The sequence below is a fragment of the Pseudomonas sp. Irchel s3a18 genome (genome assembly GCF_900187535.1).
In the GTDB taxonomy this organism is placed as follows: Bacteria; Pseudomonadota; Gammaproteobacteria; order Pseudomonadales; family Pseudomonadaceae; genus Aquipseudomonas.
In genome coordinates, this window is the sequence record NZ_FYDV01000027.1 from 26,986 (window position 1) to 51,280 (window position 24,295).

25 protein-coding genes are annotated in these 24,295 nt (G+C 61.2%); 10 read left to right on the forward strand and 15 right to left on the reverse strand.

What is annotated here, in order from left to right; all coding sequences use genetic code 11:
• Positions 1-132 precede the first annotated feature (132 nt).
• The 4 genes from pstB to CKW29_RS24490 all read left to right on the forward strand — a co-directional run bounded on the left by pstB (position 133) and on the right by CKW29_RS24490 (position 4,038).
• Entirely contained in the window at positions 133-966 is an 834-nt protein-coding gene (pstB, locus tag CKW29_RS24475; RefSeq protein WP_095081241.1) for a phosphate ABC transporter ATP-binding protein PstB, read from the forward strand.
• Between the two features lie 109 nt (positions 967-1,075).
• Positions 1,076-1,837, forward strand: coding sequence for a phosphate signaling complex protein PhoU (phoU, locus tag CKW29_RS24480; protein WP_095081243.1), 762 nt, complete (start codon positions 1,076-1,078; stop codon positions 1,835-1,837).
• Between the two features lie 163 nt (positions 1,838-2,000).
• On the forward strand, positions 2,001-2,939 hold the full coding sequence (locus tag CKW29_RS24485; protein WP_095146293.1) for a response regulator: 939 nt from the start codon (positions 2,001-2,003) through the stop codon (positions 2,937-2,939).
• A 202-nt stretch (positions 2,940-3,141) separates the two neighbouring features.
• Complete coding sequence (locus CKW29_RS24490; protein ID WP_095146294.1) at positions 3,142-4,038, forward strand: peptidoglycan DD-metalloendopeptidase family protein; 897 nt, start codon at positions 3,142-3,144, stop codon at positions 4,036-4,038.
• Positions 4,039-4,078: 40 nt separating this feature from the next.
• Here CKW29_RS24490 and CKW29_RS24495 read toward each other — a convergent pair whose 3' ends face one another.
• The 3 genes from CKW29_RS24495 to phoB form a co-directional block, all read right to left on the reverse strand.
• On the reverse strand, positions 4,079-5,419 hold the full coding sequence (locus tag CKW29_RS24495) for a hemolysin family protein (RefSeq protein WP_095146295.1): 1,341 nt from the start codon (positions 5,417-5,419) through the stop codon (positions 4,079-4,081).
• A gap of 124 nt (positions 5,420-5,543) precedes the next feature.
• Positions 5,544-6,830 carry a phosphate regulon sensor histidine kinase PhoR gene (phoR, locus tag CKW29_RS24500; RefSeq protein WP_256577062.1) on the reverse strand — a complete coding sequence of 429 codons (1,287 nt, stop codon included), beginning with the start codon at positions 6,828-6,830 and terminating at the stop codon, positions 5,544-5,546.
• A gap of 141 nt (positions 6,831-6,971) precedes the next feature.
• Positions 6,972-7,661 (reverse strand): phosphate regulon transcriptional regulator PhoB, encoded by a 690-nt coding sequence (phoB, locus tag CKW29_RS24505; RefSeq protein ID WP_095146296.1) that lies wholly within the window; start codon positions 7,659-7,661, stop codon positions 6,972-6,974.
• A 150-nt stretch (positions 7,662-7,811) separates the two neighbouring features.
• On the opposite strand from phoB, the gene CKW29_RS24510 reads away from it, so the two are divergent.
• Positions 7,812-8,198 carry a hypothetical protein gene (locus tag CKW29_RS24510; RefSeq protein ID WP_095149271.1) on the forward strand — a complete coding sequence of 129 codons (387 nt, stop codon included), beginning with the start codon at positions 7,812-7,814 and terminating at the stop codon, positions 8,196-8,198.
• A 55-nt stretch (positions 8,199-8,253) separates the two neighbouring features.
• Here CKW29_RS24510 and ubiA read toward each other — a convergent pair whose 3' ends face one another.
• Both ubiA and CKW29_RS24520 read right to left on the reverse strand, forming a co-directional pair.
• Positions 8,254-9,144: a 4-hydroxybenzoate octaprenyltransferase gene (gene ubiA / locus CKW29_RS24515; protein ID WP_095149272.1), complete on the reverse strand. Its 891-nt coding sequence runs from the start codon at positions 9,142-9,144 to the stop codon at positions 8,254-8,256.
• On the reverse strand, positions 9,144-9,707 hold the full coding sequence (locus tag CKW29_RS24520) for a chorismate lyase (RefSeq protein ID WP_095149273.1): 564 nt from the start codon (positions 9,705-9,707) through the stop codon (positions 9,144-9,146). Before CKW29_RS24520 ends, ubiA begins: the two co-directional genes overlap by 1 nt.
• Before the next feature lie 201 nt (positions 9,708-9,908).
• On the opposite strand from CKW29_RS24520, the gene CKW29_RS24525 reads away from it, so the two are divergent.
• The 4 genes from CKW29_RS24525 (at position 9,909) to CKW29_RS24540 (ending at position 12,338) form a co-directional block, all read left to right on the forward strand.
• Positions 9,909-10,076: a rubredoxin gene (locus CKW29_RS24525; RefSeq protein ID WP_007954349.1), complete on the forward strand. Its 168-nt coding sequence runs from the start codon at positions 9,909-9,911 to the stop codon at positions 10,074-10,076.
• Positions 10,077-10,095: 19 nt separating this feature from the next.
• On the forward strand, positions 10,096-11,244 hold the full coding sequence (locus tag CKW29_RS24530) for an NAD(P)/FAD-dependent oxidoreductase (RefSeq protein ID WP_095149274.1): 1,149 nt from the start codon (positions 10,096-10,098) through the stop codon (positions 11,242-11,244).
• A gap of 189 nt (positions 11,245-11,433) precedes the next feature.
• On the forward strand, positions 11,434-11,709 hold the full coding sequence (locus CKW29_RS24535) for an HU family DNA-binding protein (protein ID WP_003213368.1): 276 nt from the start codon (positions 11,434-11,436) through the stop codon (positions 11,707-11,709).
• 245 nt (positions 11,710-11,954) lie between these two features.
• A complete protein-coding gene (locus CKW29_RS24540; RefSeq protein WP_095146300.1) occupies positions 11,955-12,338 on the forward strand; it encodes an SCP2 sterol-binding domain-containing protein in 384 nt (127 codons plus the stop codon).
• A 306-nt stretch (positions 12,339-12,644) separates the two neighbouring features.
• Here CKW29_RS24540 and CKW29_RS24545 read toward each other — a convergent pair whose 3' ends face one another.
• From CKW29_RS24545 to exbB, 6 genes are all read right to left on the reverse strand, one after another.
• Complete coding sequence (locus CKW29_RS24545) at positions 12,645-14,045, reverse strand: aminoacyl-tRNA deacylase and HDOD domain-containing protein (protein WP_095146301.1); 1,401 nt, start codon at positions 14,043-14,045, stop codon at positions 12,645-12,647.
• Positions 14,046-14,124: 79 nt separating this feature from the next.
• Complete coding sequence (gene recG / locus CKW29_RS24550) at positions 14,125-16,200, reverse strand: ATP-dependent DNA helicase RecG (protein ID WP_095146302.1); 2,076 nt, start codon at positions 16,198-16,200, stop codon at positions 14,125-14,127.
• A gap of 9 nt (positions 16,201-16,209) precedes the next feature.
• Positions 16,210-17,133, reverse strand: coding sequence for a hydrogen peroxide-inducible genes activator (locus tag CKW29_RS24555; protein WP_095081272.1), 924 nt, complete (start codon positions 17,131-17,133; stop codon positions 16,210-16,212).
• 173 nt (positions 17,134-17,306) lie between these two features.
• Positions 17,307-18,056, reverse strand: coding sequence for an energy transducer TonB (locus CKW29_RS24560; RefSeq protein WP_095146303.1), 750 nt, complete (start codon positions 18,054-18,056; stop codon positions 17,307-17,309).
• Positions 18,053-18,481 carry a TonB system transport protein ExbD gene (gene exbD, locus CKW29_RS24565; RefSeq protein WP_095081277.1) on the reverse strand — a complete coding sequence of 143 codons (429 nt, stop codon included), beginning with the start codon at positions 18,479-18,481 and terminating at the stop codon, positions 18,053-18,055. The genes CKW29_RS24560 and exbD overlap by 4 nt, the downstream gene beginning before the upstream one ends.
• Before the next feature lie 6 nt (positions 18,482-18,487).
• Positions 18,488-19,477 carry a tonB-system energizer ExbB gene (gene exbB, locus CKW29_RS24570; protein ID WP_095146304.1) on the reverse strand — a complete coding sequence of 330 codons (990 nt, stop codon included), beginning with the start codon at positions 19,475-19,477 and terminating at the stop codon, positions 18,488-18,490.
• A 188-nt stretch (positions 19,478-19,665) separates the two neighbouring features.
• Between exbB and CKW29_RS24575 the strand changes: the two genes are divergently transcribed.
• Positions 19,666-20,523 (forward strand): SDR family oxidoreductase, encoded by an 858-nt coding sequence (locus tag CKW29_RS24575; RefSeq protein ID WP_095146305.1) that lies wholly within the window; start codon positions 19,666-19,668, stop codon positions 20,521-20,523.
• Positions 20,524-20,643: 120 nt separating this feature from the next.
• Here CKW29_RS24575 and CKW29_RS24580 read toward each other — a convergent pair whose 3' ends face one another.
• From CKW29_RS24580 to rpoZ, 4 genes are read right to left on the reverse strand one after another with little or no spacing between them, the layout of a single operon-like run.
• Positions 20,644-21,384: a hypothetical protein gene (locus tag CKW29_RS24580; RefSeq protein WP_095146306.1), complete on the reverse strand. Its 741-nt coding sequence runs from the start codon at positions 21,382-21,384 to the stop codon at positions 20,644-20,646.
• Between the two features lie 56 nt (positions 21,385-21,440).
• A complete protein-coding gene (locus CKW29_RS24585; protein ID WP_003229509.1) occupies positions 21,441-21,821 on the reverse strand; it encodes a RidA family protein in 381 nt (126 codons plus the stop codon).
• A gap of 37 nt (positions 21,822-21,858) precedes the next feature.
• Positions 21,859-23,964: a bifunctional GTP diphosphokinase/guanosine-3',5'-bis pyrophosphate 3'-pyrophosphohydrolase gene (gene spoT, locus CKW29_RS24590; protein ID WP_095146307.1), complete on the reverse strand. Its 2,106-nt coding sequence runs from the start codon at positions 23,962-23,964 to the stop codon at positions 21,859-21,861.
• 57 nt (positions 23,965-24,021) lie between these two features.
• Complete coding sequence (gene rpoZ, locus CKW29_RS24595; RefSeq protein WP_003177259.1) at positions 24,022-24,285, reverse strand: DNA-directed RNA polymerase subunit omega; 264 nt, start codon at positions 24,283-24,285, stop codon at positions 24,022-24,024.
• Positions 24,286-24,295: the final 10 nt, after the last annotated feature.

A 24,295-nucleotide genomic window follows, 5' to 3' on the forward strand; every position in this document is an offset into this window, starting at 1 on the left:
GTCGTCCAGGCACAGAAATTGTGTCGGTTGTTCCATCTTCGCGAGCAAGCTCGCTCCTACGGAAGAATGATGTAACCGCAAGCTTGAGCTTGCGGCTCACTGAACCGAATTTGTTAGCACAGGGAGCCTCCCATGCAGCACGAAGCACATACCCACGGCATCAACATGTCGGCCCTGGGTCGCGACAAACAGAGCCTGAACCTCGAGCAGGAAACCGTGGCCATCGAAGTGCCGGGCCTGAGCCTGTACTACGGCGACAAACAAGCGTTGTTCGATGTCAGCATGAATATTCCCAAGCAGCGCGTGACCGCTTTCATCGGTCCGTCCGGCTGCGGCAAATCCACGCTGCTGCGTACCTTCAACCGCATGAACGACCTGGTGGACGGTTGCCGCGTAGAAGGCGAGATCAACCTGTACGGCAACAACATCTACCGCAAGGGCGAAGACGTGGCTGAGCTGCGTCGTCGTGTCGGCATGGTGTTCCAGAAGCCGAACCCGTTCCCGAAAACCATCTACGAAAACGTGGTCTACGGCCTGCGTATCCAGGGCATCAACAAAAAGCGTGTGCTCGACGAAGCGGTCGAGTGGGCGTTGAAAGGTGCGGCCCTGTGGGATGAGGTCAAGGACCGTCTGCATGAGTCGGCACTGGGCCTGTCCGGTGGCCAGCAGCAACGTCTGGTGATTGCCCGCACCATTGCCGTGGAGCCGGAAGTGCTGTTGCTCGACGAACCGTGCTCGGCACTCGATCCGATCTCGACGCTGAAAGTCGAAGAACTGATCTACGAACTCAAATCCAAGTTCACCATCGTCATCGTGACCCACAACATGCAGCAAGCCGCCCGGGTTTCCGATTACACGGCGTTCATGTACATGGGCAAGCTGGTGGAGTTCGGCGACACCGACACCCTGTTTACCAATCCGTCGAAGAAGCAGACCGAAGACTACATCACCGGTCGGTATGGTTAGCAGCAGCTGCAAGCCGCAAGCTTCAAGCGGCAAGTAAGAGCGGTTCGAGTACGACACAAAACAGCTTGCAGCTTGTAGCTTGCAGCTCACAGCTATCGCGGAGCAAAAGATGATTTCGAAGGAAGGCTTAACCCACCACATCTCCCAGCAGTTCAACGCCGAGCTCGAAGAGGTGCGCAGTCACCTGTTGGCCATGGGCGGGCTGGTCGAGAAACAGGTCAACGACGCGGTGACCGCGCTGATCGAGGCCGACTCGGGTCTGGCCCAGCAAGTGCGCGAGATCGATGACCAGATCAACCAGATGGAACGTAACATCGACGAAGAATGCCTGCGCATTCTGGCCCGTCGTCAGCCGGCGGCGTCCGACTTGCGCTTGATCATCAGCATCTCCAAGTCGGTGATCGACCTGGAGCGTATCGGCGACGAAGCCACCAAGATCGCCCGCCGCGCTATTCAGCTGTGTGAAGAAGGCGAGGCGCCGCGGGGTTACGTCGAGGTGCGCCACATCGGTGACCAGGTGCGCAACATGGTGCGTGATGCACTGGATGCCTTCGCTCGATTCGACGCCGACCTGGCGTTGTCCGTGGCCCAGTACGACAAGATCATTGACCGTGAATACAAGACGGCGCTGCGTGAGCTGGCGACCTATATGATGGAAGACCCTCGCTCTATCTCGCGGGTGTTGAACATCATCTGGGTCCTGCGTTCGCTGGAGCGTATCGGCGACCACGCGCGCAACATCTCTGAGCTGGTGATTTACCTGGTGCGCGGCACGGATGTGCGTCACATGGGCCTCAAGCGCATGAAAGAAGAAGTTGAAGGCACCAGCGGTGAAACAGCTAATGTTCCGGGCGAAGCTGACGATAAGTAAGATTGCCCACGTAAAGCGCCCGGCCTTTTGGCCGGGCGTTTTTGTTTGGGCCTTTGGATTTCAAAGCACCCGCGAACGAAAAAGTCCCGGCGTGACTGAAGAGTTTTGGCGAAGTGCCATCAGCCAGGCGTTATGCTGGTCGGGATTATAAAAGGGGTGTTCGATGAGTAAGGTCAGTGTGTTGGTCGTGGACGATGCTGCGTTCATTCGTGACCTGATGAAAAAGTGCCTGCGTAACTACTTCCCGGGCATACGCATCGAAGACGCGGTCAACGGCAAAAAGGCCCAGGCCTTGCTGGCACGCGAAACCTTTGATCTGGTGCTGTGCGACTGGGAAATGCCGGAAATGTCCGGCCTTGAGTTGCTGACCTGGTGCCGTGAGCAGGACGCACTCAAGGCCATGCCGTTCGTAATGGTCACCAGCCGCGGCGACAAGGAGAACGTGGTCCAGGCGATCCAGGCGGGTGTCTCGGGTTATGTGAGCAAGCCGTTCACCAACGAACAATTGCTGACCAAGGTCAAGCAGGCCCTGAACAAGGTCGGCAAGCTTGACGCCTTGATGAACGGTACGCCGCCCAAGATGACGTCGGCGTTCGGCAACGATTCCCTCAATGCCCTGACTGGCGGCAAGGCAGCAGTGTCTACCACGGCGGCTCCGGCACCCAATGCCTACCTGCAAAACACGGCCGCGCCAGTCACGGCTGCAGCGCCGGCCAAGGGTTTGCTCAACAGCCCTGCGGTCAAAGCAGCGCCATCGGTTGCTGGTGGGCGTGGTCAGGGTCAGTTGCGCCTGCCAAGCGGCATACAGCAATGCGTGATCAAGGCCTTGAGCATCAAGGAAGCGCTGCTGGTGGTGAAACGCACCGACACTTTGCCGCAAGTGCTCGACAGTGCCGTGCTTGACCTGGAGCAGGGCGACAACGCCGAAGTCGCGCGCTTGAACGGTTACCTGCACGCTATCGTCGCTCACGAGCCGAAACCTGACAGCGAGTGGCTGCAACTGACCTTTCGCTTCGTCGACCAGGACGCGCAAAAACTCGACTATATCTCCCGCCTGATCGCCCGGGGCACAGCGCAGAAGCACTTCGTACCGGGTGCATAATTTTTAAAGCCGATCGTTCCACGCTCCCGCGTGGGAATGCCTCTCTGGACGCTTCGCGTCCGTTTCAAGCTGGGGCGCAGAGCGTCCCTGGCTGCATGCCCGCCCAGAGCGTGCTAACGATCATTTGAAACATCTGCCCGCTACGCGGGTCAGTTCTGGCTGCTAGGCTCCTTTCCAGGCCTTCCTCGACAGAACTTTGCCCATGCTCGCGCGATTGCTGGTTCTTTGTGTCCTGTTCATTGCCTCCACCTCGGCCGTGGCGGTGACTATTTACAAGTCCAAGGATGCCTATGGCGTGGTGTCCTACAGCGATCGACCCTCCCGTGGCGCCAAGGTGTTTGTGTTCCGCGACCGGATGGACGAACGCCTCGAGCGTCAGGTCCATCTCTCGGTAAAGAAACACAAGGGCACCCACAGTCTGTTTGTGCGCAATGACCTGTATGCGCCGGTAGAGGTCGAGCTGAGTGTGCGCGGGCTGAACAATGTCAGGGGCGCGCCAGCGAAGCCGATCCGCCGGGTAGTGCCAGCGCGCAGCAATACGCGCCTGGTGCAGCTCACGGCGATCCGTGCCGGCAAGCCGCTGACCTATATCCCCAAGCTCAAATATTCCCTGGGCGACCCCTCAGGTACCACGCTGGCCTATCGGTATCCACTGCCGTGGCGGGGTGGGCCGTTTCGCCTGAGTCAGGGCGCCAATGGCCGATACAGTCACTATGGGCCCAAAAATCGCTATGCCATGGACATCGCCATGCCCGAGGGCACACCGATCATTGCTGCGCGCGGTGGCATCGTGGTGAAAACCGAGAACCGTCAGAGTGGGCGCGGTACCAACCCCTCGGGCAACTTTGTGCGAGTGCTGCACGACGACGGAACCATGGGGGTTTACCTGCACCTCAAGCGTGGTTCGGTCCGGGTGCGGGAAGGCCAGCGGGTAAGGGTGGGCAGCGCATTGGCGCTGTCGGGCAATACCGGCAACAGCAGCGGGCCCCATCTGCATTTCGTGGTGCAGCGCAATACCGGGCTGGGGCTGGTGTCGATTCCGTATCAGTTCAGCCAGCCGGTGGGCAGCCTGCCGAACTTTGCGCTCGGCAGGCAGTAGTCCATTCACCACAGAAACCTGATTGTGATTGGTCCCGGGCTCAGTCGAGCATCAGTACCTTGGCCAGGACAATTTTCGGACCTTTCATCTTTTTGATGATGATCCGCAGGCCTTCGACTTCCAGGACTTCTTCCTCTTCCGGCACGCGCTTGAGGCTTTCGTAGACCAGCCCGGCAAGGGTTTCGGCTTCGACGTGATCCAGATCGATACCCAGCAACCGTTCGACCTTGAACAGCGGGGTGTCACCGCGTACCAGCAGTTTGCCCGGCTGGTAAGCCAGGATGCCGCGCTCGGCTTTGCGATGTTCGTCCTGGATGTCGCCTACCAGCACTTCCAGCACGTCCTCCATGGTCAGGTAGCCGATGATATTGCCGTCGGCTTCCTCCACCACGGCGAAGTGCGAGCCGCCCTTGCGGAACTGTTCCAGCAGTTGCGACAGCGGCATGTGCCGCGATACGCGCTCCAGCGGGCGGGTCAGTTCCGCCAGGTTGAACGATTCTGGAATGTGGTCCAGGGCCGCCAGTTCCAGCAGCAGGTCCTTGATGTGTAGCAGGCCGACGAACTCCTGGCGTTCGCTGTCGTACACCGGGTAGCGGCTGAATTTATGACGGCGGAACAGCGCCAGGATTTCCTTCAGCGGTGCGTTGAACTCCAGTGTGACCAGGTCTTCCCGGGAGTTGGCCCAGTCGACCACTTCCAGCTCGCCCATTTCCACGGCCGAGGCGAGTACACGCATGCCTTGGTCGCTCGGGTCCTGGCCACGGCTGGAGTGCAGGATCAGCTTCAGTTCTTCACGGCTGTAATGGTGCTCGTGGTGCGGGCCGGGTTCACCTTGGCCTGCGATGCGCAAAATGGTGTTGGCGCTGGCGTTGAGCAAGTAGATGGCCGGGTACATGGCCCAGTAGAACAGGTACAGCGGCACCGCTGTCCACAGCGACAGCAGCTCGGGCTTGCGGATGGCCCAGGATTTCGGGGCCAATTCACCCACCACGATGTGCAGGTACGAAATGATGAAGAAGGCGGTAAAGAACGACACGCCCTTGACCACTTCCGGCGAGTCGACGCCGACGGCGCTCAGGACGGGCTCGAGAATGTGGGCAAACGCCGGCTCACCGACCCAGCCCAGTCCCAGAGACGCGAGGGTGATGCCCAGTTGGCAGGCCGAGAGGTAAGCGTCGAGCTGACTGTGCACCGTGCGCAGGATGTGCCCGCGCCAGCCGTTCTTGTCAGCGATGGCCTCGACCCGGGTCGAGCGCAATTTGACCATGGCAAATTCAGCGGCAACGAAGAAGCCGTTGAGCAGAACCAGGATCAGTGCAAAAAGAATCATGCCGAAGTCGGCGAAGAGTGTTGCGAGGGACAAGCCAGGGGAAGGGTCCATGATGGGGTTTTGCGGGTTCCGTATTGTCGAAAAAAAGGGGGATCTACGAGCCTGAAAGGCAGGCCCAAGTCAACCAATGTAGCGGCTGACAGGGGGCTTGCCTAGAGGTAAGTGGGTTGTAGGGCTAGTCGGTCAGGCTGCCGGCGCGCAATTTTGTGACCTGCGCGGGCACGAAATGGCAGGTGAATGTGCTGCCATGACCCGGAACGCTGCTGATCTCCATGCGTGCACGGTGGCGCAACAGAACGTGCTTCACGATCGCCAGGCCAAGCCCGGTGCCGCCCGTATTGGAGTTGCGGCTGGAATCTACGCGGTAGAAGCGTTCGGTCAGGCGCGGCAGGTGTTTGTTGTCGATGCCGATCCCGGAGTCTTGCACGCTCAGGTGCGCGCCGTGCTCATCGCCCCACCAGCGGATGCGGATGTTGCCTTCGGCCGGGGTGTACTTCACGGCGTTGAACACCAGGTTGGAAAACGCGCTGCGCAATTCGGCTTCACTGCCCTTGAGCTGGATGGACGGGTCAGCTTCCAGCGTGATCTTCTGATTGCGCTGCGCGGACAACGCCACCGCGTCGCTCTTGATCGACTGCAGCAGGCCGTCGATGGCGACAGGCTGGTTGTCTGACGGGTAATCGGTGGCTTCAAGTTTGGCCAGCAACAGCAAGTCATTGAGCAAGGTTTGCATGCGCCCGCCTTGCTGCTGCATCTGCTGCAGTGCGCGGGTCCAGCGCGGGTTCACGTCTTCGACGTTGTCGAGCAGGGTCTCCAGATAGCCACTGATCACCGTCAATGGCGTGCGCAGTTCATGGGAAACGTTGGCGATGAAGTCTTTGCGCATTTGCTCCAGCTGATGGATGCGCGTCACGTCGCGTACCAACATCAGGTGCTCATTGTTGCCGTAGCGGGTGATGTACAGCTGAATGCGCACCCGGTCATTGGTCGGTGACGGAATTTCCAGCGGCTCGGCGTAGCTGTCCTGCTCGAAGTATTCCTTGAAGCGCGGGTGGCGCACCAGGTTGGTCACCGGCTGTCCACTGTCCTGTGGTGTCTTGAGGCCGAGCAAGGTTTCGGCGGCGCGGTTCCACCACTCCAGGTTGCCGTCGCTGTCGAGCATGACCACCGCATCTTTGAGCGCTGCGGTGGATTCCTGGACCCGGTCGATCACCGCTTGCAGGCGTCCGCGCACACGCTGATCGCGGCGCTGCAGGTGGTAGATGCTGTCGAATACTTCGCCCCACAGGCCGTAGCCATCGGGCGGCGCCTCGTCAGGCTTGTGCAGTCGCAGCCACTCGTGCAGACGCAACAATTGCTTGAGGGTCCAGGCCAGGTAGATGCCCAGGCCCGCGGCCAGGCTCCAGCCGTAGTAGCCTGTGATCAGGCCGATTACCAGGCAGCCGGTGACCAGCAACAGCATGTGGCGGATCAGGGTGCCATGCCAGTTTTGGTTCACGGAAAATATGCGTCCTTGAATGTGGGGCAACGACCAGTCTCAAGCGGCAAGCTACAAGCGGCATCCAACTTGCCACTTGTAGCTTAACGCTTGCAGCTACCGCTATCAGGCCTTGGTCGAAAAACGATAGCCAGTGCCGCGCACGGTTTGTACCAGATTCTCGTAGGCATCACCCAGGGCTTTGCGTAGGCGACGGATATGCACATCGACGGTGCGCTCTTCGACATACACATTGCCACCCCAGACTTGGTCCAGCAGTTGGCCACGGGTGTAGGCGCGCTCCTGGTGGGTCATGAAAAACTGCAGCAGGCGATATTCGGTCGGGCCCATCTCGGCCGGGCTGCCGTCGATGGTCACGCGGTGGCTGATCGGGTCCAGCAGCAAGCCACCGACTTCAATCGGCGCTTCGCCATCGCTGGGGCCAGTGCGACGCAACACAGCCTTCAGGCGCGCGACCAGTTCGCGTGGTGAAAAGGGTTTGGTGATGTAGTCATCGGCGCCCACTTCCAGGCCCTGGATCTTGTTGTCCTCTTCGCCTTTGGCCGTGAGCATGATGATCGGGATGTCCCCGGTCAGCTCATCGCGCTTGAGGCGGCGGGCCAGTTCGATGCCAGAGGTGCCGGGCAGCATCCAGTCGAGCAGGATCAGGTCGGGCTTGCGGTCGATGATGATGGCATGGGCCTGTTGCGAATTCTCGGCCTCCAGGCAGTCATAACCAGCCATTTCCAACGCAACGGCGATCATTTCGCGAATGGGCGCTTCGTCGTCGACGATCAGAATGCTCCTGCCAACCATGCCTTTCTCCTCTTGTCATTTAACTGTCTTGCGCCGCATTAGATAACGGAATTATTGCAGTCGTGTGACAGTATTTTAGTGCCTCTGCGATTGCCGCGATCCTGAACTACGCTTTAAGTCCGAATCCTGACAACCACAAAGGAAGGTTCCATGACTCATTACGCTCAATCCTTTAAAGCCTTGGCACTGGCGGCCGCATTGGCATTGCCCACCATGGCGTTCGCCGCCGATCCGGCAATGATGAAAGGCGGCATGATGGTCGATCATAAGGGCATGACGGTGTACACGTTCGACCAGGACGCGAGTGGCAAGTCGATGTGCAGTGGTGAGTGTGCCAAAAACTGGCCGCCCATGATGGCCCCGGCAGATGCCAAGGCGGACGGCAAATGGTCGGTCATCAAGCGTGACGACGGCATGATGCAGTGGGCGTACGACGGCAAGCCGCTGTACACCTTTGTCAAAGACGAAAAACCTGGAGAAATGAAAGGCGACGGCATGAAGAACGTCTGGCACGTCGTTCACGAGTCGCAGAAGTAACAGCTGCCGGGCTTGTAGCAGCTGGCTGTGCCAGCTGCTACCCTCGGCGCGCCAGTCAGCGCAGCGCGTAGTCCAGCACGATCCCGACGAAAATCGCCAACCCGGCCCAGTGGTTGTGCAGGAATGCCTGGAAGCACTTGAGACGATCCCTGTCGCGGGTGTACCAGAACTCCCAGGCAAAACACCCGGCCGCCGCCAGCAATCCGAGGTGGAACCAGCCGCCCAGCTCGAATGTCGAGCCGGCCAGCAGCAAGCACGCCAGCGCCAGCGATTGCAGGGTGAGAATGATCACCCGATCGGCATCGCCAAACAGAATCGCCGTGGATTTCACGCCGATTTTCAGATCGTCATCGCGGTCGGTCATGGCGTAGTAGGTGTCGTAGCCCACCGTCCACAGCAGATTGGCAATCCATAGCAGCCAGGCACTGGCCGGCAGTTCACCGGTTTCGGCGGTGAACGCCATCGGCATACCCCAGGAAAACGCCGCGCCCAGTACCACTTGCGGGTAATAGGTGTAGCGCTTCATGAACGGGTAGGTGGCGGCCAGGGCCAAGCCACCGAACGACAGCCAGACCGTGGGCGCGTTGGTGCACAGCACCAGCAGGAAACTCACGCCCATCAGCAGGGCGAAGAACACCAGCGCTTCCCTGGAGCTGATCCTGCCGGCGGCCAGCGGCCGTTGTGCGGTGCGCTTCACATGGCCGTCGACCTTGCGGTCGGCCCAGTCGTTGATCACGCAGCCGCCGGCGCGGGTCAACACCACGCCGAGGACGAAAATCGCAATGTTGGCCAGCGACGGCGAGCCTTTGCCAGCAATCCACAGTGCCCACAGGGTTGGCCAGAGCAGCAGGTAAATGCCAATCGGCTTGTCCATGCGCGTCAACTGAATGAAGTCCCAGGCGCGCGGGTTCAGGCGATTCAGTGATTTGAGCAGACTCTGGTACATCAGCGATGATTCCCATCCAGATTGACGGCCTGCCACAGCGCCGGCAGGAATACCTCGGCGACCAGCACGCTCAGGCCTCCCCGATCAAAACGCGAACGCCGGCCCCACAGCTCGGGGGTTTGGGCTGCTTTCGGCAGCCATTGCAGTGGGTAGTGACACACCTCGATGGCACGGCGCTGGAACGCCTGGTCGCAAAACAGCAGTTCGCCCAATGAGCGGCTGCCCAGCTCATCCATATTCAACCCGCCATCGCGCAACGAACTGCGTGCCGCGACGCTGCGAGCAAATACCCAGGCCTGGCCGTGGCCGCGCAAATAGACCTCGCGCACCCAGCCTTCGCTGCCCTCCGGCAGGTCCAGTGCCGCGCATTCATCGGCGCGCAGTAGCTGCCAGCCTTCGAACAGCGGCGTCACGCTGAAGCCGTCATCCGACAAACGGGTCAGGCGGCGAGTGAGCGAGCCTTCATCGAACAGCCAGTCGAGGGTTGGGGCATCGGGAAGGGGCGTCAGCTGGCTGTGTGTCAGCCACAACGGAGCAGGGGGCAGGGGGTTTGAGTGCGGCACAGTGAGTCATTATTGGCAGCAAATGAGGCGGTGAGCTTACCATGTTGGTGGCCGGGATTGGCTGGTCTGGCGGGGTTGCGGCGTCGAACGGGCTTGCATCTGCCGGTCTCGATCAGTACAAGACGCCCTGAGCCGGAGGGCGGACCGTTACCTGGCGACCGTCCGGCCTGCAAAAAGCTTGAGAACCTGAGGAAGCAAGTAATGAAGAAGTGGCAATGCGTGGTCTGTGGGCTGATTTACAACGAAGCCGACGGCTGGCCGGATGACGGCATCGCACCGGGTACCCTGTGGCAGGACGTGCCCGAAGACTGGCTGTGCCCGGACTGCGGCGTAGGCAAGATGGATTTCGAAATGATTGAAATCAACTAAGACTCAAGAGGAGTAAGGAATGAACGCACCTGTCGTGATCGTTGGCACTGGGCTGGCTGGCTACAACCTGGCCCGGGAGTTTCGCAAACTGGATGGCGAAACCCCGCTGTTGCTGATTACCGCAGATGACGGCCGCTCCTACTCCAAGCCGATGCTCTCCACCGGCTTTGGCAAGAACAAGGACGCCGATGGCCTGAGCATGGCTGAGCCCGGCGCGATGGCCGAGCAACTCAAGGCCGAGGTGCGGACCCATACGCGCATCAGCGGCATCGACCCGGGCCACAAGCGCCTGTGGATCGGCGAAGAAGCCGTGGCCTATCGCGACCTGATCCTGGCCTGGGGCGCCGAGACCGTGCGAGTGCCGGTGGAAGGGGATGCCCCAGAAGCGATCTTCCCGATCAACGACCTCGAAGACTACGCACGCTTTCGTGCGGCCGCGTCGGGCAAGCGTCGGGTGCTGCTGTTGGGCGCCGGTCTGATCGGTTGTGAGTTTGCCAATGACCTGATCCTCGGCGGCTACGAGGTGCAACTGGTGGCGCCGTGCGAACAAGTCATGCCGACACTGTTGCACCCGGCCGCTGCCGCCGCCGTACAGGCCGGGCTGGAGGGGCTGGGGGCGAAATTCCATCTGGGGCCGGTCCTCACTCGATTGCAGCGCACCGCTGCTGGACTCGAGGGGCACTTGTCCGATGGTCAGGTGATCCCGTGTGATGTGGTGGTGTCGGCCATTGGCCTACGTCCGCGTGTCGACCTGGCGGCCGCTGCCGGGTTGCAGACCAATCGGGGCGTGGTGGTTGATCGCCTCCTGAAAACGTCTCACGCCAACATCTACGCCCTGGGCGATTGTGCCGAGGTTGATGGCCTGAATTTACTGTATGTCATGCCCCTGATGAGCTGCGCCCGTGCGCTGGCGCAAACCCTGGCCGGTAACCCGAGCGCGGTTAGCTACGGTGCCATGCCGATCACGGTGAAAACCCCGGTCTGCCCGCTGGTGGTTTCCCCGCCACCACGGGGTTGCGAGGGTGTCTGGACGGTCGAAGGGCAGGGCACTGACATCAAGGCGTTGTGCCGGGATACCCACGGGAAACTGCTGGGCTACGCCCTGACAGGGTCGGCGGTGATGGACAAATTGGCTCTAAACAAGGAGCTTCCGGCCCTTCTGGCATAAATACTGGTCGTTCTGTCGGAATCACCCCGCTTTTGCCCTTACAAAGGTGGCGCCGAGACTGGCGCGGCCCGTAACCGCGTGCCATCCTCACTCCCGTCTGCCGCAGAGTAGAGCCTGCGGCGCCTTGGGCGCTGTTCCATTCGGGCAGCACGGACATAACAACAAAAAACCGTCAAAGGGGCTTCACTAATGCGTAAACCAGAACTCGCCGCTGCAATTGCTGAAAAAGCAGACCTCACCAAAGAGCAGGCCAACCGCGTTCTCAACGCTGTTCTCGAAGAAATCACCGGCGCTCTGCACCGTAAAGACAGCGTCACCCTGGTGGGCTTCGGTACGTTCCTGCAACGCCACCGCGGTGCCCGCACCGGCAAAAACCCGCAAACCGGTGAGCCAGTCAAAATCAAAGCCAGCAACACCGTTGCCTTCAAGCCAGGAAAATCGCTGAAAGACAGCGTCAATCCGTAAGATACCGGCAACCCGCCTGACGGGTGAGCAGGATTGAAAAATGGGCACGCCAACCAGGTTGGGTGCCCATTTTTTGTGGGTGAACAACCTGTGGTGCCGGTTGCCCTGCCAGAAAAATCAGGGTGACTTTGTAGTCATTGTCCGTAAAAAGCCCTTCATCTTCTTCTAACGCTGCACAACAGTGGCGTTCTTGTTTGGAATCGCTACACTGCGCCAGCGTTCATTTTTTCCTTTGGGGCTCGAGCATGAAATTTCGTTTTCTTCTGTGGATGCTGGGTTTGCTGATGGGCAAGGCCAGTCGGACCAATCCGGCGTTTCAGCAGCAGTTGGGTGACAAGGACCTGGTGTTCCAGCTGCAGACACTCGACGGCAAGGTGGCGCGGCACTTCGTGGTGAAGGATCAGCGCATCACCAGCAAGTCCGGGGTGTATGCCGAGCCTGCTTTTGCCATTGCCTTCAAGGACGCCACCTACGGCTTCGCCACGATGCAGGCCAAGAACAAGCAGTTGGCGTTCATGACCGGCATTCAGGACAAGTCGATCCAGATCAAGGGCAACCCGGCGCTGGTGATGTGGTTCCAGGGGTTGACCAAGTACTTGAAGCCACGCAAGGCCAAGCCCAAGGCGTGAGGTATTTCGGTTAGACCGCAGTGGATTCCTCGCGGGCAAGCGGAGCGCCGCCCGGCCCGCTCCCACGGGATTGCAATGCTGTTCAGTTAAGGGGATGAAACCGCCGTTGTAGGAGCGAGCGCGCTCGCGATGGACTCCAGAGCAACGCGGTTACCCAGAAAACACGCGTTATCGTTGACGTCCATCGCGAGCGCGCTCGCTCCTACCTAAGGTCGGCGTTTGCTTAATTGAACAGCATTGCCCACAGGATTGGGTTTTTCCCTGTGAGCGCGGGCCGTGCGCCACCCCGCTTTCTCGCGAGTGCTTTCAGTGCTGGGAGAACTGCGACGCCAGTTCGCGCAGCAGTACTTCGGCTTCCAGTACTTTGCTGACCACGTCTTCGGCTTTGTCGCGGGTCAGGCCCAGGCGCTCGAGCAGGTCGTCGGGGATGGCGGCGTCCGGACCGGAGCCGACGCCACGGCTGCGCAGCAGGCGCACGGCCAGGCATACCAGATTCGGGTACTCGGCATAGTCGCCGTCGTAGGCTGGGTCGTGCTGGAAGCGCAGGGCGGTGGAGAGCTCTTCGGGCATGTCCCAGTAACGCATCAACCAGGCACCGATCTGTTCACGGCTGATGCCCAGCAGATGCTGTTCGACGTAGCTGTGGCACAGGTGCGGGTTGACCTCCAGGTGCCGGCAGATCAGCGAAAAGTGCGGCGGGAAGACGTGGGCCAGCAACAGGTAGCCAAAATTGTGCAGCAGGCCGGCCAAGTACGTCAGGCCGGTTTCCGGGCGCTGGGCGCGCGGCATGGCGCGGGTCAGGCCTTCGATGACCGCCGCGGTGTAGATTGATTGCTGCCAGTACGGCGTGGTCTGTTGCGGGTGGTCCTTGGGCAGGCTCAGGGTCTTGCCCAGGGCCAGGCCGAGGGCCAGGTTGATCACCAGGTCAAAGCCCAGCACGCGGACGATCGCGTCTTCCACTGAACGAATCTTGCCGGGTGAGGCGTAGTAGGGCGATGCTGCCCAGCTCACCACTTGCGCAGCCAGAGCTGGGTCGGTTTCCACCACGTCGGTGATGTCGTCGATGGTGGCGTTGGGGTCGACCCGCAGCTTGATGATCTTCTGCGCGGTTTCGGCCAGCGGTGGAATCTCGATGGTCGCTTCCAGGCGCTGCTGGATGCGCCGTGCGGTGAAGGCCTGCACGGCCTGGGTGATTTCCTCGCGGTCATCATCTGGGCGGTCGAGGTTCGGGCGGATGCGGCTCAGGGTCTCGCCGAAGTTCGCGGCGCTGGCCTTGGTCAGCATGGTCTTGAAGTCTTCGCTGGTGATCTCCAGCAGCACGCCAGGCTCGCCCGAGTTGATCAGCAGTAAAGGTTGGCGCAGCAGGCTTTCTTCGTACAGGCACGGTGAGCTGGTCAGTGCTGGCAAGCCTGGCAGAAGGCTCAGGTTGTGTTTGCCGAGCATGCGCTCCAGGCGTTCGACCGGTACGGCAGTGAGCCGGCGTCCGGTGAGTTCGGCCAGGCGGTTGAGGTCCAGCAACTGGCTTTGAGGGAACAGCACCATGAGGGCGCCGATGGCGTCATCGAGCAACACCGCTTGAACCTTGCGCTCGGCGTTGAGGCCCGGGCGATCGAGGACTTCGGTATAGCTGATGTCGAGTTTGCCAAGCAGCAGCCGGATAACAGACGGGGCGTGCGGGGTTTCCGTAGCGAGAGCGACTTCAGTCATGGTCTGTATCCGTTTTTCCTACAATTTCAAGAGTATAACCAGCTTGGTCAGGCCATTGGTTCTTTAACTGAGCGGTGCGTCACACTTGGCCGTATTGCTGGCCATGGCGCAACCAGCGGTCGAGCAGGGGGCTGACGTGGTGCGGCCAGCGCTCCAGCAGCGCTTGTGCGGCATCACGCACGGCCGGCAGCAGGTCGGCGTCGCGCATCAGGTCGGCGACCTTGAATTGCAGCAGGCCGGTTTGCCGGGTGCCGAGCATTTCACCGGGGCCGCGCAGTTCGAGGTCTTTCTCGGCGATGACGAAACCGTCGTTGGTCTCACGCATGATCCCCAGGCGCTGCCGGCCGATTTGTGACAGCGGCGGATGGTAGAGCAGCACACAGTGACTGGCGGCACTGCCCCGGCCAACCCGGCCGCGCAACTGGTGCAGTTGGGCAAGCCCCAGGCGCTCGGGGTTTTCGATAATCATCAAGCTGGCGTTGGGTACGTCGACACCGACTTCGATCACGGTGGTCGCCACCAGCAGTTGCAAGGCGCCAACCTTGAATTCGGCCATGACGGCAGCCTTCTCGGCGGGTTTCATGCGGCCATGGATCAGGCCGACCTTCAGCCCTTCGAGGGCGCTGGTGAGGTCCTCGAAGGTGGTCTCGGCGGCCTGGCAGGTCAACTCTTCAGACTCTTCAATCAGCGTACACACCCAATAGGCCTGGCGGCCCTCGGCGCAGGCACTGCGAACCCGTTCGATGACCTCGACACGACGAGTGTCGGTGACCAGCACGGTGTTGACCGGGGTACGGCCGGGCGGCAGTTCGTCGAGGATCGAGGTGTCGAGGTCGGCGTAGGCACTCATCGCCAGGGTCCGCGGAATCGGCGTGGCGGTCATGATCAACTGGTGGGGGCACATCCGTCCGCCAACGCCTTTCTGCCGCAGGGCCAGGCGTTGCTGAACACCGAAGCGGTGCTGCTCGTCGATGATGACCAGGGCGAGGTTCTTGAACTGCACTTCGTCCTGGAACAGCGCGTGGGTGCCGACCACCATTGGCGTGCCATTGGCGATTTGCTCCAGCGCCGCGACCCGATGCTTGCCCTTGAGCTTGCCGGCCAGCCAGGCGACTTCCAGGCCCAGCGGTTCGAGCCAGCGCTTGAAGGTGATGAAGTGTTGTTCGGCGAGGATCTCGGTGGGCGCCATCAAGGCCACCTGGTAACCGGCCTCCAGCGCCTGCAGGGCGGCGAGGGCGGCAACCACGGTCTTGCCGGCGCCGACGTCGCCCTGGATCAGCCGCAGCATGGGTTCGTGCTGGCTCAGGTCGTAGGCAATTTCATTGCCCACCCGTTGCTGCGCGCCAGTCGGCGCAAAGCCCAGGTTGGCCAGGTACCGAGCCGGCAGCCGGGTGGCCTTGGGCATGGCCGGTGCCCGCAACGCGCGCATGCTTTCGCGCAGGCGTTGTTGCGACAGTTGGTGGGTCAGCAATTCTTCGAAGGCCAGGCGATGCTGCGCCCAGTGATGACCGAGAGCGAGTTCATCGACGTCAGCATCGGCCGGGGGGTGATGCAGGTAGTGGATCGCATCGGCCAGCGGCGCCAGTTGGTAGTCCCTTGCCAGTTCGGCGGGCAACCAGTCAGGCAGGCTGCTGGGGCCGAGCAGGGTCAGGGTTTGCTGGCACAGTTGGCGCAAGCGTTGTTGGGTCAGGCCTTCGGTGAGCGGGTAGACCGGGGTCAGGGTTTCATCGACGGGCGGTGGTTCGTCGCCGGTGATGGCGCGGTATTCCGGGTGGTAGATCTCAAGCCCCGAAGCGCCGGGCCGGGCTTCGCCATAGCAGCGCACGCGGGTGCCACGTTTCAGGCCTTCCTTTTGTGCGTTGCTGAAGTGATAGAAGCGCAGGCTCAGGCCCCCGGTGCCGTCCTGCAAGCGCACTACCAGGCTGCGCCGCCGGCCCATGACCACGTCGGCACCGCTGACGGTGCCTTCGATCACGGCGTCCTGTCCCGGGCGCAAGTGGCCAATAGGGACCACGCGGGTGCGGTCCTGGTAGCGCAGCGGCAGATGGAACAGGACGTCCTGCAGGTTCTCCAGGCCGACCTTGGCCAGCTTTTCGGCCATGGCCTCGCCGACACCCTTGAGTGCCGTGACCGACACGTGCGACAACTCAGTCATGGCTGAAGCTTAACCTGCGACCGCTGTCGGCTTGGCCACCGAACAGAGACGGATCGAGTCAGCGAGGATTTCAATTGCTTTCGGGCGTGGGAAGCTGGCGCGCCAGGCGATGGCCACGGTGCGGAACGGTACCGGTGGCGTCAATGGGCGCACTTCGATCACGCCGGGGGCGTAGTGGTGGCTGTCGACCGCCGAGAGCGGCAGGATCGAGATGCCCAGGCCCGAGGCGACCATGTGCCGAATGGTTTCCAGCGAGCTGGACTCGACCGTGGTGTGCTTGGCGCCGTCGTTACCCTTGGCCAGGGTCGGGCACGCTTCGAGTACCTGATCGCGGAAGCAGTGGCCTTCGCCCAGCAGCAACAGGCTCTTGTCGTTGAGCAGGCTGGCGTCGATGGTGTCTTTCTGGGTCCACGGGTGCTGGGCCGGCATCAGGACGTAGAACGGCTCGTCGTAGAGTTGCAGGGTCAGCACGTCGGCTTCGTTGAACGGCAGGGCAATGATGATGGCATCCAGCTCGCCGTTACGCAGTTTGTCGCGCAGCACGTGGGTGAAGTTTTCTTCGATGTACAACGGCATCTGCGGGGCGACCCGGTGCAGTTGGGGGATCAGGTGCGGGAACAGGTACGGGCCGACGGTATAGATGGCGCCGACTTTCAGCGGGGCGGTCAGCTGGTTTTTACCGGCCTGGGCCAGTTCACGGATGCCTTGGGCCTGCTCCAGCACCTTTTGCGCCTGGGCGACGATGCCTTCACCGACGGGGGTCAGGCGCACCGCGCTTTTGCTGCGCTCGAAAATCAGCACACCGAGTTCGTCTTCAAGCTTTTTCACGCCCACCGACAGGGTCGGCTGGCTGACGTGGCAACGCTCGGCCGCATGACCGAAATGCTGCTCTTGGGCGAGGGTAACGATGTAGCGTAATTCTGTGAGGGTCATAGCGGGCGTCCATGAAGTTGCGAGCCAAGCATACCGGCTGCAATCGATAGGCGCACGTTATCAGACAGAGTGTGTTGAGTGACACTGGGCAATGCATGTTTGCCGTTGCCAGATATGCCAAAGGCACCTTTCGGTGCCTTTGGCGGTGTGTGGCGAAGGTTTTGCGTACCCCGTCAGCGCCGGCGTTTCTCCAGCGAGTACACAAAGGGTGCAACAATTTCGATCGAGCCGTTTTTCAGCATCTCGGCGGGCGGCTTGGGCAGTGGCTGGGCGCGGCGGATCATTTCCAGGGTGGCCCGGTCCAGATCGGCATTGCCGGAACGTCCTACCAGTTCGAAGGACAGTACCTTGCCTTCAGCGTCGACCACGAAGCGCAGGCGGTTCAGGCCTTCCTTGCCCCGTGCCTGTGCGCCTGCCGGGTACTTCTTGTACTTCTGCAGGTGCGCCAGCAGCGTGCCTTCCCAGCTGGCCTTGGCCGCAGTCTGCGCCGCCGACGGGCCGGGTGCCGGTTGTGCGGATTTTGTCGCGGGGGTGTTGGTTGGCGGTGCGTCGGAAGGTTTCTCCTCGGCGGGCTTGTCCTTCGGTGGCTCCGGCTTTTTCTCCACGGGCTTGGGTGGCTGAGGCTTGGGCTTGGGTTTGACCGGCTTGGGCACCGAGATCGTCGGTTTGGGCGCCTCGGCGAGTTTGGGCAGCGGCAACTCTTCCTCCGGTGTCGGAGGTTGTGGCGGCGTTACGACCTTGGGGGGCGCGGGAGGCGGTGGTGCCGGAAGCGGCGCCAACTCGACCAGCATCGCCATCGGCGGCAGCGCGACAGGGGGGGAGGACGTCCAGTTGAGCGCGAGAATAACCGCGACCGCATGGACGCCCAGCACCACCGCCAGGCTACCGCTGTAACGCGTCAGCTTTTGGCGCGTCGTGATCATTTCTTGGCTGCCGTCTCAAGACCGACCAGACCGACTTTCAGGTAGCCGGCTGCGCGCAGGGTATCCATCACGTGCATCAGATCGCCATAGTCCACGCCTTTATCGGCCTGGAAGAAGATGGTCGTGTCTTTCTTGCCCTGGGTGCGCGCATCGAGGATCGCGCCAAGGGTTTCGGTTTTGACTTCGTCTTCACCCAGGTACAGGCGCTGATCGGCCTTGACGCTGAGGAACACCGGTTTTTCTGGTCGCGGTGCCGGCTTGGCGGTCGAGGCAGGCAGGTCAACCTTGATGTCCACAGTGGCCAGGGGGGCTGCCACCATGAAGATGATCAGCAGCACCAGCATCACGTCGATGAACGGCGTGACGTTGATTTCGTGGTTCTCGACGAGGTCGTCGTCCGCCCCTTCCTTTAAATGCAAGCCCATGGCCGATTACCCTACTTTGACCATGTGCGGTTGCGTGGAGCGCTCGCCTGGCTGGTGATCAAGGTCGCGGCTGACCAGCAGCAGCACTTCAGCCGACGCGTCGGAGACCTGGGCCTTGTAGCCGGCAATTGAGCGGGCGAAGACGTTGTAGATGACCACGGCAGGAATCGCAGCCACCAGGCCCAGTGCCGTTGCCAGCAGGGCTTCGGCGATGCCGGGTGCGACCACGGCGAGGTTGGTGGTCTGGGTCTTGGCGATGCCGATGAAGCTGTTCATGATGCCCCACACGGTGCCGAACAGGCCGACGAAGGGGGCGGTGGAGCCAATGGTGGCCAGCACGCCGGTGCCGCTGCTCATGTTGCGACCGCAAGCGGCGACCAGGCGCTCAAGACGGAAGCTGACGCGCTCCTTGATGCCTTCTTTTTCGCGGCTGTTGACCGACAGGCGCATCTCTTCGAGGGCGTCATGGACCAGCAGGTTGGCCAGCGTGCCTTCCTTGCCGGCTGTCATGCTGGCTTCTTTAAGGGTGGTGGCTTTCTTCAGCTGGGCGATTTCACCGCGCAGACGACGCTTGGCGCCCATCAGCTCAAAGCCTTTGGCAATCCAGATGGTCCAGGTGATGATCGAGGCGATGGCCAGCCCAATCATCACGAGCTTCACGATGATATCGGCATTCTGGTACATGCCCCACGGCGACAGGTCATGGGCCATGCCCAGCGTGTTGTCGGATTCCAGTACTTCAGGGCCGTCAATCTCGGTGCCTTCGGCCGCCAGGGATGGGGCCGCTGCGACAGGTGTCACGGCCGTGGCACCGTGGGCTGCATCAACGGCTGGCGCAGGTGCTGCAGCGGCGACCGGTGCAGGGGTGGTCGGCTCATCGGCGAAAGCCGCGGACGGGGCCAGCAGCAGGCTGAACACCAGTGCAGCTGCAGTGCTGAAGGCGCGCGCTGGACGAGTGGGCTTGGTTGGCGAAGCGGATTGTGGATTGCGTGTCATGCTGGCCGGACCTGAGAGAGAAAGAGGATTGATGTCCTTCCAGGCCTCGTGGGCCGAGAACAAAAGTGGCGGGCATTATTGCAAGTAATTCTTGTTAACAGAAGTAATGGAGTCTCTTTTTTTCTTCCACTGCTAGCCGGTCGTCTATTGCCGGGGCTAGTCTGTACCTTTCTGATGAGGGATTTTTAATGTCTGGGCCTTCTGTGGTGATTGCCGGTTGCGGTGATGTCGGTGGCCGCCTGGCCACTCGATTGCTGTCCTTGGGCTGGGAGGTTCATGGCTTGCGGCGTGACATCTCGCGCCTGCCCGAGGGCGTTATTGGCATTGCCGGTGACCTGTTCAATGAAGACTGCCCGGCGACCTGGCCTGTCGGTGCGGTGGATTACCTGGTGTATTGCGCGGCGGCCACCGATCACGATGAGGCCGGTTACCGCGCGGCTTATATTCAGGGCTTGCAGCATGTACTGGGTTGGCTGAATGACTACGGTCAGGCACCCGAACGCCTGCTGTTTGTCTCCAGCAGCAGTGTCTACGAGCAACAGGATGGCGAATGGGTGGATGAAGCCTCACCAGCCCAAGCGGTCAGTTACTCGGGGCGTGTGATGCTGGAGGCCGAGCAGGTGGCACTCGCCAGCGGTTTTCCGACGAGCCTTGTGCGGTTGACCGGCATCTATGGCCCGGGCCGCGAGTGGCTATTGACCCAGGTACGCCGGGGTTATCGGGTGGTCGTCGATCCGCCGCTGTATGGCAACCGCATTCACGTCGACGATGCGGCCGGTTTGCTGGCGTTTCTGCTCAATGCCGATCATCAAGGCGTTGCGCTGGATGACTGCTACATCGGCGTCGACGATGCGCCGGCACCATTGGCAGAGGTCGTGGACTGGTTGCGCGAGTACCTTGGGGTCACCGAGTGGGCTGAGGATGCCAGCGTGCGCCGTACCGGCAGCAAGCGTTGCAGCAACGCCCGCGCCAAGGCGCTGGGCTGGACGCCCCGCTATCCAAGCTTTCGTGAAGGTTATGCGGCGATTCTGGAAGGCAATACCTGACGCAGTGACCTGTAGGAGCGAGCACGCTCGCGATGGACGTTAACGATAAAGCGCATTGACTGAATCAACGCGTTGCTCTTGAGTTCATCGCGAGCACGCTCGCTCCTACGCGTCCGTTGATCACTGCTTTTCCAGTGTCCATTGGCGTTTGCCCGGAGAGAATGACGGTACTTCATCGGCCTGTGCACCGTTGACCGTCTGGAAAATCTCCATGTCGTCACCCTGGCGGGTGAAGATCCACGGGTTGCCCTGGCCGTTGAGTTGCAACCAGATCGTGTCATTGCCACCGCTCATGGAGGCGCAATCGCCCGCCAGGCACAGGGCGTAGCGGTCAGCACCGGGCAGGCCCTGGACAGCGCCATCGGCCTGGAACTGAACGGTGTTGCCTTCACCAGGGCCATTGACGATCTTCCAGCCACCGCCCAGATAGGCTGAGTAGAGTGCGCGTTCGAAGCTGGCACCCAGCGGTGCGCCTTCAGGGGCGGTATCTTTCGGGCGGTCGAACACTTGCTCTGGCTCGTTGTCGCTGGCCACTTGCTGCAGTTGTTTGCCGTCACGCTTCAATTCGGTGCCGGAACTGCCGTAAATCTCGATTTTCCAGGCGCCTGATTGCTCGCCCAGTACCTTGCCTTCGACGTTTTCGAAGCCATTGGTGTAGCGTGCCTGACCTGCCTTGGTGTTGACGTCCCATTCCAGGTTCGGGCCGTTGGCTTGCAGTGCTTCACGCAGCGGAACGCCCTTTGAGGCTGCATCGATTGCCGCCTGGTTGATCCAGGTGCCGCTGATATCGCGGTCGGCGGGGTCACTGGCACAGCCGCCCAGAAACACCGCGAGCAATGAGAGAGCTAGCGCTTTGCGCATGAGGAGAATCCTTAGGAAGCGGAGCTGGCGCAACCTGTGAGGTTGCGCCGCGCGTGTTACTCGATGACCAGAATGGCGTCCATTTCAACCTGCGAACCCTTTGGCAGGGCAGCCACGCCAATGGCGGCGCGAGCAGGGTACGGCTGGTCAAAGTACTTGCCCATGATCTCGTTGACCTTGGCGAAGTGGCTCAGGTCGGTGAGGAAGATGTTCAGCTTGACGATGTCCTTGAACGAACCACCGGCCGCTTCTGCCACGGCCTTGAGGTTTTCAAACACCTGAACGGTCTGGGCTTCGAAACCTTCGACCAGTTCCATGGTTTTTGGGTCGAGCGGGATCTGGCCGGACATGTAGACGGTGTTGCCAGCCTTGATCGCCTGGGAGTAGGTGCCGATGGCCGCCGGGGCCTTGTCGCTGGTGATAACGGTCTTGGTCATGAATGACTCCTTGTAATGACTGGGCTATGTGGGCGGGCTATGCACGCATGCGGGTGATGCGGATCACCCCGGTCAGGGCGCGCAGCTTCTTGATCACGCGGGCCAGGTGTACACGGTCGTGTACGCTGACCACCAGTTGGACCACGCTGATACGACCATCGCGTTCGTCCATGCTGATTTTTTCGATGTTGCCGTCGGCGGCGTTGACGCTGCTGGCCAGCAACGCGATCAGGCCGCGCTGATGTTCCAGCTCGACGCGCAGCTCGACATTGAATTCGCCGGTGACATCCTTGGCCCACGACAGCTGGATGCATTTTTCCGGGTTGTGGCGGATTTCGCTGATGTTGCGGCAGTTGTCCAGGTGCACCACCATGCCTTTGCCCGCAGACAGGTGACCGACAATCGGGTCGCCGGGGATAGGGGTGCAGCACTTGGCGTAACTGAGCACCAGGCCTTCGGTGCCGCGGATGGCCAGCGGGCCTTCGGGGCTTGGCAGCTGTTCGCCTTCGCCCAACAGACGGCGTGCCACGACATAGGCCATGCGGTTGCCCAGGCCAATGTCTTCGAGCAGGTCTTCGATCAGTTCGAGGCGGTACTCGGTGAGCATCGCCTTGACGCGATCGGCCGGAATTTTTTCCAGCGAGCTGTCGAAACCGTTGAGCACTTTGTTCAGCAAGCGTTCGCCGAGGCTGATGGATTCGGAGCGGCGTTGCAGCTTCAGCGCATGGCGGATGTGGGTTCGCGCCTTGCCGGTGACCACGAAGTTGAGCCAGGCAGGGTTCGGCCGCGCGCCGGGGGCACTGACGATCTCGACGGTGGAGCCACTTTGCAGGGGTTCGGACAGTGGCGCGAGACGACGGTTGATCCGGCAGGCGATGCAGCTGTTGCCGACGTCGGTATGCACGGCATAGGCAAAGTCGACCGCTGTGGAGCCTTTGGGTAGCTCCATGATCCGGCCTTTTGGCGTGAACACGTAGACCTCGTCCGGGAACAGGTCGATCTTCACGCTTTCAATGAATTCCAGCGAGTTGCCGGCGCGTTGCTGCATTTCCAGCACGCCCTTGACCCACTGGCGGGCGCGGGCGTGAGTGCCTTTTGGCTGCTCGTCGCCACTGGATTTGTACAGCCAGTGCGCGGCGATGCCGTTGTTGGCCATCTCTTCCATTTCACGGGTGCGGATCTGGATCTCGATCGGAACGCCGTGCATGCCGAACAGCGTGGTGTGCAGCGACTGATAGCCGTTGGCCTTGGGGATCGCGATGTAGTCCTTGAAGCGACCCGGCAACGGTTTGTACAGGTTATGTACGGCGCCCAGTACGCGGTAGCACGTATCGACCTTGTCGACGATGATCCGGAACGCATAGACGTCCATGATCTCGTTGAAGGCCCGACGCTTGCCGCGCATTTTCTTGTAGATGCCGTAGAGGTGTTTCTGGCGACCGCTGACTTCGCCCTGAATGCCGTCGATGGCCAGGCAGTGGCTCAAGGACTCTTCGATCTTGTTGACGATTTCCTTGCGGTTGCCCCGGGCGCGCTTGACGGCCTGGTAGATCCGCGCGGAACGCATCGGGTGCATGGCCTTGAAGCCCAGGTCTTCGAACTCTATGCGGATGGCGTGCATGCCCAGCCGGTTGGCAATGGGCGCATAGATTTCCAGGGTTTCCTTGGCAATGCGTCGGCGTTTTTCACCGGACAGCACTTCCAGCGTGCGCATGTTGTGCAGGCGGTCGGCCAGCTTGACCAGGATCACGCGAATATCGCGCGCCATGGCCATGGCCATTTTCTGGAAGTTTTCAGCCTGGGCTTCGGCCTTGGTCTCGAAGTTCATCTGGGTCAGTTTGCTGACCCCGTCGACCAATTCAGCCACGGTTTCACCGAACTGCGCTTGCAGCGCTTCCTTGGCGATACCGGTGTCTTCGATCACGTCATGCAGCATCGCCGCCATCAGGCTCTGATGGTCCATGTGCATGTCGGCAAGAATGTTCGCGACCGCGAGCGGGTGCGTGACATACGCCTCGCCGCTGCGGCGGCGTTGGCCGTCGTGGGCTTGTTCGGCGTAGAAGTACGCTCGGCGGACCAGGTTGACCTGGTCATTGCCGAGGTAGGTCGATAAGCGATCGGCGAGGGCGTCTATGCTCGGCATGATGACTCCTGCCGATGGCTGTGATCCCGCGCCGTGCTACGTCGACCAGGCATAGGCTTAGACGGCCTCGTTGGACTCGTCCTCGAACGCTGCGAACAGCGGTTCGTCTTCGACGATTTCTGCATTGGCGATGAACTCGTAGCTCATCAGGCCTTCAGCGATTTCGCGCAGGGCGACAACCGTAGGCTTGTCATTTTCCCACTGAACCAATGGCTCTTTGCCACCGGTGGCCAGTTGACGGGCACGCTTGGTAGAGAGCATGACCAGCTCAAAGCGGTTTTCCACGTGTTCTAGGCAGTCTTCAACGGTTACGCGGGCCATGGTATTCCTC

Bases quoted from the DNA above. Each gene is read 5' to 3' on its own strand.
- CKW29_RS24490 (WP_095146294.1), top strand. From the start codon at position 3,142: ATGCTCGCGCGATTGCTGGTTCTTTGTGTCCTGTTCATTGCCTCCACC.
- phoR (WP_256577062.1), bottom strand. From the start codon at position 6,830: ATGCTGTTGCTGGTCACCGGCTGCCTGGTAATCGGCCTGATCACAGGC.
- CKW29_RS24485 (WP_095146293.1), top strand. From the start codon at position 2,001: ATGAGTAAGGTCAGTGTGTTGGTCGTGGACGATGCTGCGTTCATTCGT.
- CKW29_RS24495 (WP_095146295.1), bottom strand. From the start codon at position 5,419: ATGGACCCTTCCCCTGGCTTGTCCCTCGCAACACTCTTCGCCGACTTC.
- exbB (WP_095146304.1), bottom strand. From the start codon at position 19,477: ATGACACGCAATCCACAATCCGCTTCGCCAACCAAGCCCACTCGTCCA.
- exbD (WP_095081277.1), bottom strand. From the start codon at position 18,481: ATGGGCTTGCATTTAAAGGAAGGGGCGGACGACGACCTCGTCGAGAAC.
- CKW29_RS24540 (WP_095146300.1), top strand. From the start codon at position 11,955: ATGAAATTTCGTTTTCTTCTGTGGATGCTGGGTTTGCTGATGGGCAAG.
- CKW29_RS24585 (WP_003229509.1), bottom strand. From the start codon at position 21,821: ATGACCAAGACCGTTATCACCAGCGACAAGGCCCCGGCGGCCATCGGC.
- spoT (WP_095146307.1), bottom strand. From the start codon at position 23,964: ATGCCGAGCATAGACGCCCTCGCCGATCGCTTATCGACCTACCTCGGC.
- CKW29_RS24555 (WP_095081272.1), bottom strand. From the start codon at position 17,133: ATGACCCTCACAGAATTACGCTACATCGTTACCCTCGCCCAAGAGCAG.
- recG (WP_095146302.1), bottom strand. From the start codon at position 16,200: ATGACTGAGTTGTCGCACGTGTCGGTCACGGCACTCAAGGGTGTCGGC.
- ubiA (WP_095149272.1), bottom strand. From the start codon at position 9,144: ATGTACCAGAGTCTGCTCAAATCACTGAATCGCCTGAACCCGCGCGCC.
- CKW29_RS24575 (WP_095146305.1), top strand. From the start codon at position 19,666: ATGTCTGGGCCTTCTGTGGTGATTGCCGGTTGCGGTGATGTCGGTGGC.
- rpoZ (WP_003177259.1), bottom strand. From the start codon at position 24,285: ATGGCCCGCGTAACCGTTGAAGACTGCCTAGAACACGTGGAAAACCGC.
- CKW29_RS24545 (WP_095146301.1), bottom strand. From the start codon at position 14,045: ATGACTGAAGTCGCTCTCGCTACGGAAACCCCGCACGCCCCGTCTGTT.
- CKW29_RS24535 (WP_003213368.1), top strand. From the start codon at position 11,434: ATGCGTAAACCAGAACTCGCCGCTGCAATTGCTGAAAAAGCAGACCTC.
- CKW29_RS24525 (WP_007954349.1), top strand. From the start codon at position 9,909: ATGAAGAAGTGGCAATGCGTGGTCTGTGGGCTGATTTACAACGAAGCC.
- phoU (WP_095081243.1), top strand. From the start codon at position 1,076: ATGATTTCGAAGGAAGGCTTAACCCACCACATCTCCCAGCAGTTCAAC.
- pstB (WP_095081241.1), top strand. From the start codon at position 133: ATGCAGCACGAAGCACATACCCACGGCATCAACATGTCGGCCCTGGGT.
- CKW29_RS24560 (WP_095146303.1), bottom strand. From the start codon at position 18,056: ATGATCACGACGCGCCAAAAGCTGACGCGTTACAGCGGTAGCCTGGCG.
- CKW29_RS24530 (WP_095149274.1), top strand. From the start codon at position 10,096: ATGAACGCACCTGTCGTGATCGTTGGCACTGGGCTGGCTGGCTACAAC.
- CKW29_RS24510 (WP_095149271.1), top strand. From the start codon at position 7,812: ATGACTCATTACGCTCAATCCTTTAAAGCCTTGGCACTGGCGGCCGCA.
- CKW29_RS24580 (WP_095146306.1), bottom strand. From the start codon at position 21,384: ATGCGCAAAGCGCTAGCTCTCTCATTGCTCGCGGTGTTTCTGGGCGGC.
- phoB (WP_095146296.1), bottom strand. From the start codon at position 7,661: ATGGTTGGCAGGAGCATTCTGATCGTCGACGACGAAGCGCCCATTCGC.